Genomic DNA, 15428 nt, shown 5'->3' with positions numbered 1-15428 from the left:
CCTTTCTTACAGCGCGTCCGCGCCGTGGCTGGATGCTGGTTAAAGATTGGCATGATGAGAAGAAAGCTTATCAATTTTGCCAGCTATCTCAGCATCCGCACAGATCGCAGCACTCCATCTGCACCACTCAGGAAGATGCCGTGCCCGCATCCGGCGGTCGTTGCAGCCGTGTGGCGGCGGCCTTGATTTTCGGCCACCAGCGCCGAGCGCGGGTGCGAACAGCATGGCTGCCATTGCGCCAAAGGCTTATGGCATCGGCCGTAACGGCATCGCCGGTAAATAGATGACGATGACGGGCAATTGCCAGCGCCCGGTAAAGGAACAGCGTCGTCAGTGCGGAAAACAGCACGGACATCACCACATCGCTGAGAAAATGCCCGCCAGCTGCAATACGCAGACCGGACATGAGGATGATGGCGCCGGCGGCAGTGCTGCCCATGAAAAGACGCCCGCCCCATTGCAGGCGGTTCCAGACAAGCGCGCAGAGCGGCAGGAAAAAGCTCGCTATGAGCGCCGTTTCCCCGGAGGAAAACGAACAGTTTGAATAACATTGCGTGCTGAACTGGAAAGGCGGCGTAAAAAGCTGATGTCCACCGAAATCGCTGACGCTGAACGGGCGGGCGCGGCCGATATTGGCCTTCAGCACCCCGTTTACCAGAAGCCCGGCGCAGAGCACCACAGGCCCGCAGAGAAAGGCCCAGACGCGCCAGCCCGTGCGCTGCAGCGCCCCCAGCCTGATGTTGCCGACCAGAACGATGAAGGCCAGAAGTGCGGCCAGTTCCGTTAACTCCCGCAACGTATCGCGAAACCATTCCGGAACCGGCAGGCTTCCAGCCCACAGGCGCGCTTCGGGCGAGAAAAACAGGGAAGAAAACTCGAGGTCGATGGACGGGAAGGTCGCGAACAGGATGACGAGCGCCAATGTGGCCAATGTAACCCAGATCGTGATCCGCATATGCGAAAGATCATTGTCCATCGGCAACCCTCGGGATGCATTGTGGCGGCAGACGCCAGAGACCGATTTCCTTGCCCTCGAACGAGCCCGGCCCGGCAACCCATGTCGACAGCGGCGCCTCGCCATTGAGACAGCCCGGCAGGCTGTCCGCCCTCGCAAGATAGACGGGATTTGTCGCCTCTCCGGCTTTCAGCGGGTAAAGAAGCGCGTAGTGGCTGGAAGGAACGCCGGTTTCAGGCAGAGCGCGCGGCATGAGCAGCTTTTCGTCCCGCAGCTGATAAAAAAGCTCGGCCAGAATGGAGCGATCTGCAGCGACGATTGCATCCGCCCCCGCCTCTCGCGCCCTTGAAAGGCCGGTCGACACAAGCTCCGAGCTACCGAGATAGCGCTTCATCGCCAGGTCGCCATTCGGCAAGCGCAATTCCGTTCCGGCGATCGTCATCAACGGCAGTGCGATGGCAACGATGCCGCCGAGCACAAGGGTGGCGACGGCAAGCCAACGCCGGGATGCCAGGACAGGCACCGCCAGAAGCACGCCCGCGGCATAAGCCCCCACCGCCCAGTTGGCGAGCGCCCGCGACATCAGCCCCTGTCCCGTGATCAGAAGCACGATCGGTACCGAAAGGGCGACAAGCGCCCGGGTTTCAGCGGTTTTCGCCCTGAACGTCGCGACGATCATGCCGATGAAGACGAACGGCCCGACAACACCCGCCTGCGAGAAGAAGAACTCGAGCGCCGGACCGATTTTCAGCTTAACGCCATGCCAGTTGGCATTGTCCGCCGTGTGGCGCGCGGTCATGAAATCATGCGCAGCATTCCACCAGAGATTGGGAGCGATGACGGCGGCGCAGACAACTACAGCAATACCGGCGTCACGCCAACGGACGCGCCAGCCCTTGCACAGCCAGCCGGCAGCGATGAAGCAGGGCGGAAAATAGATCATCGCATATTTAGACATCAGCCCGAGGCCGAAGCTTAGACCGAGCGCAATGCTCCAGAGCATCGCGGACACACCGGCAGCGCGTGCTTCCGCAAGCTTGCGCACGCAGATCATCGACAGCACGATGAACAGCATCATCGGCGTATCGGTCGAGATCAGCAGACTGCCGAGCGTCACGGCGGGCAGCGTCAGATAGATGACGGCAGCCAGCGAGGCGAGCTTCGCATCATAGATCATGCGCCCGAGCGCAAGGATCGCCGCGGCCGCTATGCCATGGATGACCGGGGCGGCGAGCCGCACGTCGAAGGTGCTCTCGGCGCCGCTCAGAGTGGTGGCGGCGCGAATGATCCAGCCGATCAGCGGTGGCTTGGAATAGGCGCCGAACGCCATCTCCCGGCCCCACAGCCAATATTGCGCCTCATCAACGAAAAGATCGGTGCGGTTGAAAGCAAGCCCGAGGACGCGCAGCACGGTGACGAGCACGATTGCCGCAAGCGCAAACGTTATCCATTGGCGCTGCTCATTCGCCTGCGCGTAAGGCAGAACTGCGGCCTCATGCATGCTGGCGGCGTTCTGCATGGATCAACCAGAGATTTCGAGCATAAATGAACAGGCCGGAAGCCTGTCCCAGAATGAAAACCGGATCGCGACGCCAGATCGCGTATAATAGCAGCACAAGGCCGCCGAAGATGGAGAAATACCAAAAGGCTACCGGAATGACCGAGCGGTTCGCCCGTTCCGACGAAATCCATTGAACCAGAAAACGCATGGTGAACAGCATCTGGCCCATAAAGCCGGTGCAGACCCAGAGAAATTCCTTCCAGCTGTTCACATGCAGCATGGACCATAAGGCCGGTGCGTTCACGGCGATGTCTCCGTTTTGAAGGTTTCGGCCCAACTTGCCCGCTTGCGCCGCCGCAACAGCCAGGCAACGCCGATCAGATCGTGGATGCCGACAAGCGCGCGGCCGATATTGGTGTAATGGGAATTGCCATGCAGGCGCGCCCGGTGCGTGACGTCGACATGGGCAACCTGCCAGCCGTCGCGATTGAAGAGCGCCGGAAAATAGCGGTGGTGGTGATCGAAATAGGGCAAGGCGAGATAGGCGTCGCGACGGAAAGCCTTGAGGCCGCAGCCGGTATCCCGCGTGCCGTCCTTCAATATCCGCGCCCGCAAGCCATTGGCGAAGCGGGAGGAAAGACGTTTTGCAAGCGTATCGCGCCGGCCGACGCGCTGCCCGGCCACAAGCGCAAGCCGGCTCGGCGCGTTCGAGGCAAGAAGCGGCGCAAGAAGCGCCGGCAGATTGTCCGGCGGGTTCTGCCCGTCTCCGTCAAGCATACAGACAACCGGCGCGCGCGCTGCCTGCACACCGCTGTGGATCGCAGCCGATTGCCCGCCCTGCCGGTCATGCCGCACCAGCCGCAACATCGGATAACGCCCGGCAAGCGAAAGCGCCACATCCGCCGTGCGATCGGAAGATGCGTCGTCCACCACGATAATCTCGAACGGACCGACCGGCTGGCAGGCAGCAACGATCTCAGCGACAAGCGTTTCAACGCTCGCTTCCTCATTGTGCATGGGTACGATAACCGCGAAATCCGGAATAGATCTCAAAGGGGCTCCGTCATATCCATCCGCGGGTGTTCCGCAAACATCGTCGATAGTGGCAAGAGCAGGAGCGCGAAAAGCTTGCATGAATATGAACAGCCGTTGAACTTCGCACGGTATGCGCCCGTTCCATTGCAGTTTTATTACGGAGAATGGCCGGCCAGGGCCTTGGATTTTTTCACGGTATGCGGGAAATAATCATACAATTCCCCACCAAGCTTAACGCGACCGTAAACAATTGTTGCGACGGTACCGCAACGTTCTTTTGGGGGGAGGAAACAGGATGCCGGGTGCAAATCCGACTGCTGTCAAAGCTAAATCATTGTCAATCAAGGCCAAATTCGCAGCGCTCGTCACGGGCGCGACGCTGGTTTCGTGCCTGGCCGTTGGGCTGCTGTCATACGAAATGGGCAAGTCCGGCCTGATCGACGCCAGCAAGATCAGGCTCGAGACGGTTGCGGGAAACCAGTCCAAACAGCTTGATGCCTATACGCTGCGCGTCGAACAAAGCATTTCCGAGCTGTCGCAGAACGCTGCGATCGCTCAGGCGCTGGAAACCATGACCACGGTCGTACCGACGGAAAAGGATGCGATCATTCAGGCATTCCGCCGCGAGGGCGTATCCGAAGAGGAGCGCGCCTCCTTCAACGGTGAAGGCTTGCGGCTGCTCTATGCTATTCGCCACGCCACGATCAACGCGGCCATCGCCAGCGTCTGGCGCAACACCCGGGTCAGCGACATCTACGTCATCGACAAGGCAGGCCTCATTATCTATTCCGTGACCAAGGGCAAGAACTTCCTGACCAATGTGACGGAGCCGCAAAACAGCACGATCAAGGAATTGTTCGACCGCATCGAGGCCGGCAAGGACGGTGTCATCAGCACAACTGGGTTCAGCGATGGCGGCACCAATGACTCGGCCCTGATCGGCATGCCGCTCGCGGTCTCGAACTGGGGCCAGTTGCAGCGCAAGGGCGCCGTCATCATGCGCATTTCCGCAGACCGTATCGGTGCGGTGGTAACACCTGAGGAAACCGGCAAGTCAATCGACGACGCCGTTCTTCTGAGCGCTGAAGGCAAACTTCGCGCGGGCGTGCTCTCCGGTGGGGCTGGTGTCGCCGTTTCCGAAAGCCTCGCGGCACTTACAGGTGCCAGCGAAGCCGGAACGGTCATGGCGAAGACCCCTGCGGGCAGCATCTTCTACGCCTATCGTCCGGTCTCCGTTTTCGGACAGAAGCATCTTCTGGCCATCGGCCAGCAGGAGAGCAAGGTGCTGGCAGCGGCCAATGATCTCGCCTTCTGGGCAACGCTTGCAACACTTGCGGTGCTTGCCGTCATGACACTCATCGGCATTTTCGTTTCCGCCAGCCTGACCAAGCCGCTGACCGGCCTTGCCGGGTTGATGGAACGTCTGAACGGTGGTGACCATAATATTGAGATCAAGGCCGTTTCCCGTGGTGACGAAATCGGCACCATGGCGCGCGCACTGGAATCCTTCCGCCAGGGCATTCTCGACAAGCAGCGCATGGAAACCGAGTCCCATCGCAAAAGCGAGGAACTGGACGAGGAACGTGCACAGCGTGAGATGGAAAAGGCAAGAAGTGCAAAGGAGCTGGAAGAAGCAGTCGATGCGCTTGCGACCGGCCTTGCCAATCTTGCTGCGGGCAGGCTCGATCTTCGCATTGAAAAACCCTTCGTGCCGTCGCTCGACCATCTGCGCGTCGATTTCAACAACTCCATAGCGGGGCTGGATGCGACTATCTCCAGCATCGGCGAAAGCGCCAATGCCATCCGCTCCGGCTCCGGCGAGCTGAAAAGTGCATCGGAAGATCTGTCGCGGCGCACGGAACGCCAGGCGGCCGCCCTCGAAGAAGCAGCCGCCGCACTTGGAGACATGACGCAGGCCGTCAACGTTTCCCTCTCCCGCTGCGACGTCGCAGTCGGAACGACGGCGGAAACCATGCAAGATGCCCATAAATCAACCGCTGTTGTCAAAGAAGCAATCGTCGCCATGGAGCGTATCGAGACGTCGTCGTCCAAGATCCGCCAGATCATCGACGTCATCGACCAGATTGCCTTCCAGACCAATCTTCTGGCGCTGAACGCCGGGGTTGAGGCCGCCCGCGCCGGTGAGGCCGGAAAGGGCTTTGCGGTCGTGGCACAGGAAGTGCGGGAACTCGCGCAGAAATCGGCGGCTGCCGCACGGGATATCACGACGCTAATCGCCACCTCTGCGGGCGATGTGGAAAGCGGCGTGGCACTGGTGCTGAAAACTGGAGAAAGCCTCGAGCAGATCCAGAAACGCATCCAGTCGGTCAACGATCAGATCGGCGAAATCGCCACAGCTTCGCGCGAACAATCCGGCCGCCTCGGCGAAATCAACGCCTCCGTCAACGAACTCGACCATGTGACGCAGCAGAACGCGGCGATGGTGGAGGAAACGACGGCTGCGGCCTTCTCGCTCGCAAGCGAAGCTGATGGCCTGACCGAACAGGTGGGCCAGTTCTCCGTAGGTGCCACCCGAAACCGCGACCAGCGTTACGCGGCATAGTCCGCAGCAAAAAAAGGCCGGAGGCAAAACCTCCGGCCTTTTATTTTGCTGAACTTCATCCGGGTTCCCAGGGACCGAAGCCCCTGGGAACTCGCCGGCGGCCGGAAATCAGGACGATCCGTCGCCGGCTTCCGGGGAGGAACTCAGAAGAAGCCAACCTTGTTCGGGCTGTAGGATACGAGCAGGTTCTTGGTCTGCTGGTAGTGATCGAGCATCATCTTGTGGGTCTCGCGACCGATGCCGGACTGTTTGTAACCGCCAAAGGCGGCACCGGCCGGATAGACGTGGTAGCAATTGGTCCACACGCGGCCCGCTTCGATGCCACGACCAGCGCGATAGGCGATATTGGTATCGCGGCTCCAGACGCCAGCGCCAAGACCGTAAACCGTGTCATTGGCGATTTCGAGCGCTTCTTCCACCGTCTTGAAGGTGGTGACCGAAACGACAGGACCGAAGATTTCCTCCTGGAAAACCCGCATCTTGTTGTTGCCTTCGAAGACCGTCGGCTGAATGTAATAACCGTCCTTAAGATCGCCCGTGAGCGTCTTGCGGTCACCGCCGGTCAGAACCTTTGCGCCTTCCTTCTTGCCGATATCCAGATAGCGCATGATCTTGTCGAACTGTTCCTGCGAGGCCTGCGCACCCAGCATGGTCGACGGATTGAGCGGGTCGTCCTGGCTGATGGCCTGAACGCGCTTGATCGCCTTTTCCATAAAGCGGTCGTAGATCGATTCATGCACCAGCGCACGCGACGGGCATGTGCAGACTTCGCCCTGGTTGAGCGCGAAGAAGGCGAAACCTTCAAGCGCCTTGTCAAGGAAGGCGTCGTCTTCATTCATCACATCGGCAAAGAAGATGTTCGGCGACTTGCCGCCCAGTTCCAGCGTGATGTTTGTGACATTGTCGGCCGCATAACGCATGATTTCCTTGCCGACCGGGGTGGAGCCGGTGAAGGCGATCTTGGCGATGCGCTTGCTCTGCGCCAGCGGCTTGCCCGCTTCAACACCAGTGCCGTTGACGATGTTGAGCACGCCCGGCGGCAGCAGGTCTTCGATAAGCTCCATCACCACCAGAATAGAAGCAGGCGTCTGTTCCGCCGGCTTCAGTACCACGCAGTTGCCGGCGGCGAGTGCCGGTGCAAGTTTCCATGCGGCCATAAGGATCGGGAAGTTCCACGGAATAATCTGGCCGACGACGCCGAGAGGCTCATGGAAATGATAAGCGACAGTGTCATTGTCGATTTCGCCGATCGTGCCTTCCTGCGCGCGGATGCAGCCCGCGAAATAGCGGAAATGGTCGATCGTCAGCGGAATATCGGCATTGGTGGTCTCGCGTAGCGGCTTGCCGTTATCCCAGGTTTCGGCCCGTGCGATGAGATCTAGATTGTCCTCGATGCGCTGGGCGATCTTGAGCAGGATGTTGGAACGTTCGGTAACACTCGTCTTGCCCCACTTCTCCCGCGCCTGGTGGGCGGCATCCAGTGCGAGTTCGATATCGGCCGCATCGGAGCGCGGAACCTCACAAATCTTGTGACCCGTTACCGGTGACAGATTGTCCATGTAGCGGCCGGATTTCGGCTCCACCCATTTGCCGCCGATGAAATTTCCGTATTTCAGCTTGAAGGGCGCTTCGCCAGCTTTGTGCTGAACCTGAATATTCATGATTTCATCCTCCCTGATGAAAACGATCCGCGACGGACCGCATGACAGGAAGGTGGGCCTAGATGATCGTGGCGGGTAGTGGCACCGCGCGGTTCCGCAGCGCACATTGTCTCACATCTGCGACAAACCCGCTCCGATCCCGCTGAATTGAGCGGGTATCGTCTCGGATAGCCTCAATGCACGTCGAATTTCTTCATCTTGCGATGAAGCGTGGCGCGGCTGATGCCGAGCAGGGACGCGGCCTGCGTGACATTGCCATTGGTGCGCGACAGAACCCGGCGCAAAGCCGAACGTTCCGCCTCCTCAAGATCGGAACCGCCGTCGTGACGCTGTTCCTGCAACACATCGGCGGCGGGCAGCCCCTGCGCAATGCGATGGTCATCGAGCTTCAGCGCAAGCCGCGCCGCGCGCGTCGCCCCAAGCACGAGATCGTCCTGATCGACGGCAAGCAAGGAAAGTGCCGGACTGAAACCCGTAGGCACCACGACGATGCGCGCGCCGGGAAAGGCCCGGCGGAAGAGATTGCCCTCGATACGCTGCGCGGCATCCCGCACCGCCTGCGTGACGAAAGAAAACGTCATTTCGTTGATGTCGTCGCGGCACGTGGAAATATCGAGAGCGCCCGTCACCCGGCCGGTATGGTCGCGGATCGGGGCCGTGGTGCAGCAGAGTTCCGTGTTCGATGTGAAGAAGTGCTGGTCGCGATAGACCACCACCGAACGCTCGTCGGCAAGTGCCGTTCCAATACCGTTGGTTCCGACGCTCGCTTCGCTCCAGACGGCGCCGGACCAGAGACCGAGCGCCCGGAAATCACGATCGTCGCCGGCAGCACCCCGGCGCTCCAGCGCGACGCCCTGGGCGTCGGTCAAAAGCAGGCAGCAGCCGGATTTGCCGACACTGTGAAAAATGCGGTCGAGTTCATCCGTGCTTTCGGCAATCAGGCCCGCCGCACTTTCGCGTGCGCGGCGGAATTCGACGTCGGTGAGAAAGATCGGCTTGCGGTTTTCCTCCGGCGCAAGACGGTGCGTGACCATGCAACGGCGCCATGAGGCGATAATCGGAGAACTTGCGGCTGCGGAACGTTGGCGCGCTGTTTCATACACGCGGTCCGCATGGGCGATGTCTGTCGGCATTCGCTCCTCCCAAAGCTTTTCGGCAATGGTGCGCTGGAAGCGTTCACGTTTCAACTAAAAACTTTGCGACCCGCATCCGTCAGCGCAACCGCGGGCTGCGCCTGATATCATACCGCCTTGAAATAGCGTTGGCCGGTGGTGGTGACCTCCGGCTCGTCCTCCGTCGAGAGGAACGTGTCGTCGACGAGATTGGCGATGGAGGTCAAGGGACCGGGCCTGCCGAAGAAGAAGCCCTGCACCTGCAGGCAGCCTTCGCGGCGAAGGAACTCGATATGGGCCTTCGTCTCGACACCTTCCGCAAGCACCGGAATATTGAGGCTATGCGCCAGAATGAGCGTGGAGCGAACGATCGCCTCCGACTGAACATTGGTCGACAGGCCATCGATAAAGGCCCGGTCGATCTTGATCTTGTCGAAGGGAAAGCTCTGCAGGGTCGAGAGGGAGGAATAGCCCGTGCCGTAATCGTCCATGGCGATCTTGACGCCGAGCGCCTTGAGTTTGCGGATCGTGATCAACGCGTGGCGGTGGTCGGCGATGATGCTGCCTTCGGTGATTTCAAGCTCAAGCCTCTCAGGCGCAAGCGCCGTCTCCCTAAGAATCTTCTCGACCTTCTCGGGGAAATCATTGTCCGCAAGCTGCTGCGGGGCGACATTGACGGCGATGGAAAGCGATTTTTTCCAGAGAGCCGCCTGCGCGCAGGCTTCGCGCAGAACCCATTCGCCCAATTCGACGATAAAGCCGGTCTGCTCCGCGATCGGAATGAATTCGACGGGCGAGATCATACCGCGTTCCGGATGTTTCCAGCGCAACAGTGCCTCGAAACCGACGATGCTGCCGCTCTTGGTATCATTCTGCTGCTGGTAATAAAGCTCGAACTCGCTGTTGGCGAGACCGCTGCGCATGGCCACGGCAAGCGCGTTGCGTTCGCGTGCGGCTTCATCCATGGACTTGTCGTAAAAGCAGATCGTGTCGGAAGTCCCGCCTTTTGCCCGATACATGGCGACATCGGCCTGCGCCATCAGCGTGTCGGCGTCGATGGCGCCGGTATTGCGCACCGATATGCCTACACTCGCGCCGACCGAAAATGTCTGCCCGTTCCATTCGACCGGCCTGCTGATCTGCTCGATCAGCCGCTGGGCGAATTCCGCACCATCGGCGCGGGTATAATAGGAATGGGTCATCGCCACGAATTCATCCCCGCCCATACGCGCCAGAAACTCCCCGGCTTTCAGAACGGAACTTGCGCGGTCGGCAATGGCGCGCAGCACGGCATCGCCCGCCGCATGGCCGTGAACGTCGTTGATTTCCTTGAAGCGGTTGAGATCGATGGACAAAAGCGCCGTGTGTGCGCCCATGGAGAGATGGCGCGTGCGTCGGTTGAGATGTTCGATAAATGCCGCGCGGTTCGGAATGCCCGTCAGCGGATCGTGGAGCGAAAGATGACGATAGCGGGCGACCGCCTGCTGGGTGGACTGGGCGTCGATGACATAGGTGGAAAGCCCGAGCGCCAGCAGGAGAAGCGTCACGGCGATGGCGCCCCCACCCATGATGGCGGGCGGCAGCAGACTTTCCGAAATGACGATGCGCGGATCGAACTCGAACAACATCGAGGCCATGCCGGTGTAATGCATGGAGGCGATGGCCAGGATCAGGAACGCAACCGAGCTATATTGGCAAAACCGGTTGACTGGGCGCGCGATGCGATTGACCGCGAGCGCGCCGAATACAGCCCCGAGCACCAGCGAAGCGATGACGTAGGTCTGGTTCCAGAAAATCATGCCCTGGATCTGATAGGCAGCCATGCCGGTATAATGCATGGCCGCAATACCGAGACCGACTGTCGCACCACCCGCTTCCACCAGGGCTGTGCGTCCGCCATAGGCGGAAATGGCAAAGCCGGTTGTCGTTGTAGCAATGGCGATAAGAAGCGAAAGCCCGGTCAGATAGGGATCGTACCCCACCTCCCCGGCAGCGACATAACCCAGCATCGCCACGAAATGGGTGGTCCATATCGCCGACCCACCATTGACACCAGCCAGAAACAGCCAGTTGACCTTTTGCCAACCCCTCGCCTGACGCGCCCTCGAGAAAAGACGCATCGTGACGAAGCTTCCCAACATGCAGACGAGGACCGCTGCTGTGGTGTATCGGAAGTCATGATCGACGGTAAGGCACTGGAGAACTTTAAGCATTGTCATCTACGCAATTGGAATTCCAGGCAGCCTTATCACTTGCCAAGTTTGCAGCCGGTTTATATGAATGGATAAGCATATATTAAAAGTTGCAATGCACGAGTGAATTAGACAAGTCTAATAAAATCACAGCATAGCATCCGTGGAAAACGGCCGCTCTTGTCTTTGTCTTCCGTTTGTATTATAGCGCCCGCACCCGTGTAGACACCCTTGGAGGCAACGCGGGCGAGATGGCTTTTAGCCTCTCCAGTTCAGCGCCCGCGGGCATGAACTCTCCATATAACCTCGAAAGGAATTGCCATGAGCAAAGAATCGTATGAGCTCAAGGCCGAGGCGCGCGAACGAGTTGGTAAGGGGTCCTCTCGTGAACTTCGCCGCAACGGTTTGATTCCCGCTGTCATCTATGGTGACAAGCAGGCCCCCATTTCCATCGCTCTGTCGACCAACGAAGTAACCAAGCGTATCCACGCTGGCGGCTTCATGACGACTGTGGCGGTAATCGACGTCGACGGCAAGAAGATCAAGGTCCTGCCGAAGGACTACCAGCTTGATCCGGTCCGCGACTTCACCATGCACGTCGACTTCCTGCGCGTTTCGGGCAACACGCTCGTCAACGTTGAAGTTCCGGTTCACTTCGAAAACGAAGAAAAGTCGGAAATCAAGATCGGCGGCGTTCTGAACATCGTTCGCCACACGGTGGAATTCCACTGCCCGGCCAACGACATTCCGGAATTCATCACGGTTGATCTCTCCGGTCTGAAGATCGGCGACAGCGTTCACATTTCGAATGTCAAGCTGCCGAAGAACATCACCCCTGTAATCGCCGACCGTGACTTCACGATCGCAACGATCGTTGCTCCGGCTGGCGGCGTTGCTGAAGAAGAAGAAGAAGCCGGCGAAGCTTCTGAATAATAATCTGCGGCCATAAGGCCAGATAGATTTGAGCTAAAAGGCCCGTTCCGTTTTTCGGAACGGGCCTTTTAGTTTTTATGAACTTTAAAAGCAAAAACCTCTCGCCGCGTGCAGGATGCCGGTCCCGTTTCAGCGTGAATTAACAATTCCATGAAACGATGCCCATTGCGTTATCGTGAAAACACCGGACGGGTTGAAGAAATACAGTGAGGATACAAGGCCGTTGCCGAAAACCTCAAGGATGTCTCTCCGGACGGGGCGGAAACGGGGCGCAGTTATCTGGGGTAGAGGGTACTGCAATAGAACATGGCTCATTCCGTCGAAAGTCGCTTTATCGCGATTGTTTCCGGTGCACTTCTCACAGTGGTCGCCCCGCTTTTCACCCTTTTGCTGACCCTCTCCTATCACGAGGCTATCCGTAGCCAGCGCAATCACCTTGAGATTCTGCTGTCAACCAATGCGCAGGCGCTTGCCCGCCCGCTATGGGATCTCGACGACGACACCATAAATCAGATTACCGGCACCCTCGTCTCCGACCCCGTGATCCGCATGGTCGAGGTCAAGGATACCTCTGGCCAGCTGGACATCATCCAGACGGCCGGCAGCGACATCATTCAGGATGCAGCCTCCACGACCCGCGAAGTGACCTACAAAACCACAAACGGTGTCGTCACCGTCGGGCAACTGACAGTCTATTACGACGATATCGGTCTTCTGACCTCTCTCAGCCGCACCGAACTGGCCTTCATCACAATTTTCATTCTCGCCATTCTCACCACCGTTCTTGCGGCCATCGCCGGCAACCGCTTCATGGTCATCCGCCCGCTGATGCGGCTGGCGGCAGCGATAGAAGCGACACGCCGCGTCGGCTCCCGCCACCATGTCGACTGGCGCTCGAAGGACGAGATCGGCAGGCTGGCAAAAAGCTTCAACGAAATGCAGACCCAGCTTGAAAAGGAAGAGCTGGAAATCAAGCATGCCCATGAGCGGAAAACGGAAATCTACAATCGCACACCCGCCATGCTGTTCTCGCTTGACAGATACGACAGGATTGCCGCGGTCAGCGACTATTGGGTGCAGGCGACCGGTTATGATCGGGCCAGAATACTCGGCCTGAATTTCGCCGACCTCATCCACCCGGATGACCGGTCCCTTTTCCTGCAGCGCAAGGCGGCGCAACATTCGCACGACGCCGCACAGGCGGGTATCACGGTGCGTTTTCATTGCATGGATGGCAGCGTTATGGACGCCCTCATCCTTGAAAAAGCCCTTGATTCCGGCAACGCACATCAGGGCACATATCTCTGCGTCATGACTGACGTGACGGAGTTGCGCCAGTCGGAAAAGCGCAACCGCCAGCAGGCTATTTCCGACCATTTGACCGGCCTCTTCAATCGCCAGGGTTTCGAGGCCATTCTCGACGTGCAGATCCGTGACGCCGACAGGAACGGCAGCGAACTGGCATGCCTTTTCATAGACCTCGACCGGTTCAAGGCCATCAACGACAATCTCGGCCATGCGGCGGGCGATGCGGTTCTGCGGGAATTCACGCTGAAAATCGAACCACTGCTGACACCGCTGGACAGCGCGTCGCGTCTGGGCGGCGACGAATTCGCCATCCTGCTTGCCGGCGACAAGGTGGAGGAGCGCGCCCAGCTGTTCTGCGAGCGGATTTGCACCATGCTGGACACGCCCTTCGAGATCGAAGGCAACAGCATCCGTCTCAGCGCCAGCATCGGCATGGCGATCTACCCGCTGCATGCCGCAAGCGCGTCCGAACTTTTGCAGAATGCCGACATGGCCATGTATACCCGCAAGAGAACGGGCAAGAACGGCTCGCAGATCTTCGACAGCTCGATCATGGACCGGGCGCGCGAACATGCGGAACTGGAACGGGATATCGCGCAGGCGCTTTCCGACAATTGGTTCGAGGCTTATTTCCAGCCGATTCAAGATCTTGCAACGGGCCAGACGGCGGGTTTCGAGGCGCTGTTGCGTCTCAACCATCCGGAAAAGGGATTGCTTTCTCCCGCCACGATCATCAGCCTTGCGGAAGAAAACGGTACCATCCATCGCATCGGCAATGTCATCCTCGACCAGTCAATCGCCAATCTGGCCAGACTGTCGCACCTGCCCGGCATGGAGCAATCCTATGTGGCGGTGAATTTTTCGCCGCTGCAGTTCGAACCGGGATTGCCGACCCGTATCGCCGGCGTCCTTCACCGCTACGGCATTCTTCCCAAACGGCTGATTATCGAGATAACCGAGGCGGTCATCATGAAGGACGATCCGCAAATCCGGGCGATCCTCAATGCCATTCACCAGCTGGGCTGCCGCATCGCGCTGGACGATTTTGGCACCGGTTATTCGTCGCTAAGCTATCTCAGCCGCTTTCCGGTCGACATCGTCAAGATCGATCAGTCCTTCACGCGCTCGATCTGCGACGACACGGTGGAGATAAGGCAGCGCAGCCGCATGCTGGTCGAGGGTATCGCCGCAATCTCACACAAGATGAATTGCTCCGTCATCGCCGAAGGCGTCGAGACGGAAGAGCAGAAGGAGCTTCTGACAGTGATAGGCGCGGATTACGGACAGGGCTATTATTTTGCGCGACCGCAGCCCATTGAACGGCTGATCGCCGCATTGAATGCGGATAACGGCGCAGACCGCGCCGCGGCGCGACAGGCGTAAACGGGTGGGAGCAGCCATGGGATTGATCCGCTTTTGTCTGATCTTTCTTGCTCTTGCCGGCCCGGCCAGCGCAGCCAAGCTTTTCCTGACCACCGAGGTTTACCCACCTTATAATCTGCAAAACGACGACGGCAGCGTGGCGGGTGTTTATATCGACCAGCTCAGGATCGTACTTGAGGATACCGGCACCGATTACGAGGTCGCCGTCATGCCCTGGGCGCGGGCGATCGCATTGGCCACAACGAAGGCCATGCATTGCGTCTTTGCCACGGCGAGAACGTCCGAACGGGAAAAGCTTTTCAAATGGGTCTCGCCGATCCATAGCGACCGCAACATCCTCGTGGCGCGCCAGAATGCGGATATCAACGTCTCCAGTCTGGAAGACGCGAGAAAATACCGGGTCGGCACCCAGCGTGGCGACTACACCGAGGTCCTTCTTGGCAACCTCGGTTTCGAGCATGTGGATGTCGGTGCTGATTTCCAGATCACGCTTCACAAGCTGAACGCAGGCCGCATCGACCTGATGCCCATGTCGGAAAGCACTTTCAAAAGCCAACCCCCAGGCAAGTTCAGGGAAGTGATAACGCTGGCGCGGCAACAGCTGGGTCTTGCCTGCAACAAAAGCGTTCCAGACGAGGTCATTGCAAAATTGCAGGCGCGCCTGGACAGACTGATCGCCGATGGAACGCAACAGAGCATATTCGACCGCTACAAACTCGTCAGCCCTTGAGCGCCCGCTCGCGACATCAAAAAATCCATAAAAAGATTGACAGCCGGAACATTTC

Annotated in this window: 11 protein-coding genes; 4 read left to right on the top strand and 7 right to left on the bottom strand. The window is 59.0% G+C overall.

From position 1 onward, the window contains the following. Nucleotides 1-127: 127 nt before the first annotated feature. The 4 genes from ASD46_RS17355 to ASD46_RS17340 are packed head-to-tail and all read right to left on the bottom strand — an operon-like array spanning nt 128 to nt 3596. The gene (locus tag ASD46_RS17355) at nt 128-976 is read right to left on the bottom strand and encodes a phosphatase PAP2 family protein (RefSeq protein ID WP_025594135.1); all 849 of its coding nucleotides are present in this window, start codon (nt 974-976) and stop codon (nt 128-130) included. After that, nucleotides 966-2474, bottom strand: coding sequence for an ArnT family glycosyltransferase (locus ASD46_RS17350; RefSeq protein WP_060642540.1), 1509 nt, complete (start codon nt 2472-2474; stop codon nt 966-968). The genes ASD46_RS17355 and ASD46_RS17350 overlap by 11 nt, the downstream gene beginning before the upstream one ends. Continuing rightward, nucleotides 2449-2736: a lipid-A-disaccharide synthase N-terminal domain-containing protein gene (locus ASD46_RS17345; protein WP_029658792.1), complete on the bottom strand. Its 288-nt coding sequence runs from the start codon at nt 2734-2736 to the stop codon at nt 2449-2451. The genes ASD46_RS17350 and ASD46_RS17345 overlap by 26 nt, the downstream gene beginning before the upstream one ends. Nucleotides 2737-2756: 20 nt before the next feature. Beyond that, nucleotides 2757-3596, bottom strand: a complete 840-nt coding sequence (locus ASD46_RS17340; RefSeq protein ID WP_025594139.1) for a glycosyltransferase family 2 protein — start codon at nt 3594-3596, stop codon at nt 2757-2759. Nucleotides 3597-3786: 190 nt separating this feature from the next. Between ASD46_RS17340 and ASD46_RS17335 the strand changes: the two genes are divergently transcribed. Next, a complete protein-coding gene (locus ASD46_RS17335) occupies nt 3787-6054 on the top strand; it encodes a methyl-accepting chemotaxis protein (protein ID WP_025594141.1) in 2268 nt (755 codons plus the stop codon). Nucleotides 6055-6197: 143 nt separating this feature from the next. On the opposite strand, the gene adh is transcribed toward ASD46_RS17335, so the two are convergent. From adh to ASD46_RS17320, 3 genes are all read right to left on the bottom strand, one after another. Continuing rightward, nucleotides 6198-7715: an aldehyde dehydrogenase gene (gene adh / locus ASD46_RS17330; protein WP_003513477.1), complete on the bottom strand. Its 1518-nt coding sequence runs from the start codon at nt 7713-7715 to the stop codon at nt 6198-6200. Between the two features lie 173 nt (nt 7716-7888). Continuing rightward, a complete protein-coding gene (locus tag ASD46_RS17325; RefSeq protein WP_013636592.1) occupies nt 7889-8848 on the bottom strand; it encodes a helix-turn-helix domain-containing protein in 960 nt (319 codons plus the stop codon). Nucleotides 8849-8955: 107 nt separating this feature from the next. After that, complete coding sequence (locus tag ASD46_RS17320) at nt 8956-11040, bottom strand: putative bifunctional diguanylate cyclase/phosphodiesterase (protein WP_025594144.1); 2085 nt, start codon at nt 11038-11040, stop codon at nt 8956-8958. A 300-nt stretch (nt 11041-11340) separates the two neighbouring features. Here ASD46_RS17320 and ASD46_RS17315 point away from each other — a divergent pair, with 300 nt between their 5' ends. The 3 genes from ASD46_RS17315 (at nt 11341) to ASD46_RS17305 (ending at nt 15373) form a co-directional block, all read left to right on the top strand. After that, a complete protein-coding gene (locus ASD46_RS17315; RefSeq protein ID WP_003513485.1) occupies nt 11341-11952 on the top strand; it encodes a 50S ribosomal protein L25/general stress protein Ctc in 612 nt (203 codons plus the stop codon). Nucleotides 11953-12258: 306 nt separating this feature from the next. Beyond that, nucleotides 12259-14643, top strand: coding sequence for a bifunctional diguanylate cyclase/phosphodiesterase (locus ASD46_RS17310; RefSeq protein WP_025594146.1), 2385 nt, complete (start codon nt 12259-12261; stop codon nt 14641-14643). Nucleotides 14644-14659: 16 nt separating this feature from the next. Then, the gene (locus tag ASD46_RS17305) at nt 14660-15373 is read left to right on the top strand and encodes a substrate-binding periplasmic protein (RefSeq protein ID WP_025594147.1); all 714 of its coding nucleotides are present in this window, start codon (nt 14660-14662) and stop codon (nt 15371-15373) included. The last annotated feature ends 55 nt before the right edge of the window (nt 15374-15428 follow it).

Source organism: Rhizobium sp. Root491 (assembly GCF_001427205.1).
In the GTDB taxonomy this organism is placed as follows: domain Bacteria; phylum Pseudomonadota; class Alphaproteobacteria; order Rhizobiales; family Rhizobiaceae; genus Agrobacterium; species Agrobacterium tumefaciens.
Note: the sequence above shows the minus strand (reverse complement) of the source record. Positions and strands in the feature narration are given on the sequence as shown.

Coding starts and splice junctions, on each gene's coding strand:
- ASD46_RS17315 (WP_003513485.1), top strand. CDS start 11,341: ATGAGCAAAGAATCGTATGAGCTCAAGGCCGAGGCGCGCGAACGAGTT.
- ASD46_RS17355 (WP_025594135.1), bottom strand. CDS start 976: ATGGACAATGATCTTTCGCATATGCGGATCACGATCTGGGTTACATTG.
- ASD46_RS17325 (WP_013636592.1), bottom strand. CDS start 8,848: ATGCCGACAGACATCGCCCATGCGGACCGCGTGTATGAAACAGCGCGC.
- ASD46_RS17345 (WP_029658792.1), bottom strand. CDS start 2,736: ATGCTGCATGTGAACAGCTGGAAGGAATTTCTCTGGGTCTGCACCGGC.
- ASD46_RS17335 (WP_025594141.1), top strand. CDS start 3,787: ATGCCGGGTGCAAATCCGACTGCTGTCAAAGCTAAATCATTGTCAATC.
- ASD46_RS17310 (WP_025594146.1), top strand. CDS start 12,259: ATGGCTCATTCCGTCGAAAGTCGCTTTATCGCGATTGTTTCCGGTGCA.
- ASD46_RS17350 (WP_060642540.1), bottom strand. CDS start 2,474: ATGCAGAACGCCGCCAGCATGCATGAGGCCGCAGTTCTGCCTTACGCG.
- adh (WP_003513477.1), bottom strand. CDS start 7,715: ATGAATATTCAGGTTCAGCACAAAGCTGGCGAAGCGCCCTTCAAGCTG.
- ASD46_RS17305 (WP_025594147.1), top strand. CDS start 14,660: ATGGGATTGATCCGCTTTTGTCTGATCTTTCTTGCTCTTGCCGGCCCG.
- ASD46_RS17320 (WP_025594144.1), bottom strand. CDS start 11,040: ATGCTTAAAGTTCTCCAGTGCCTTACCGTCGATCATGACTTCCGATAC.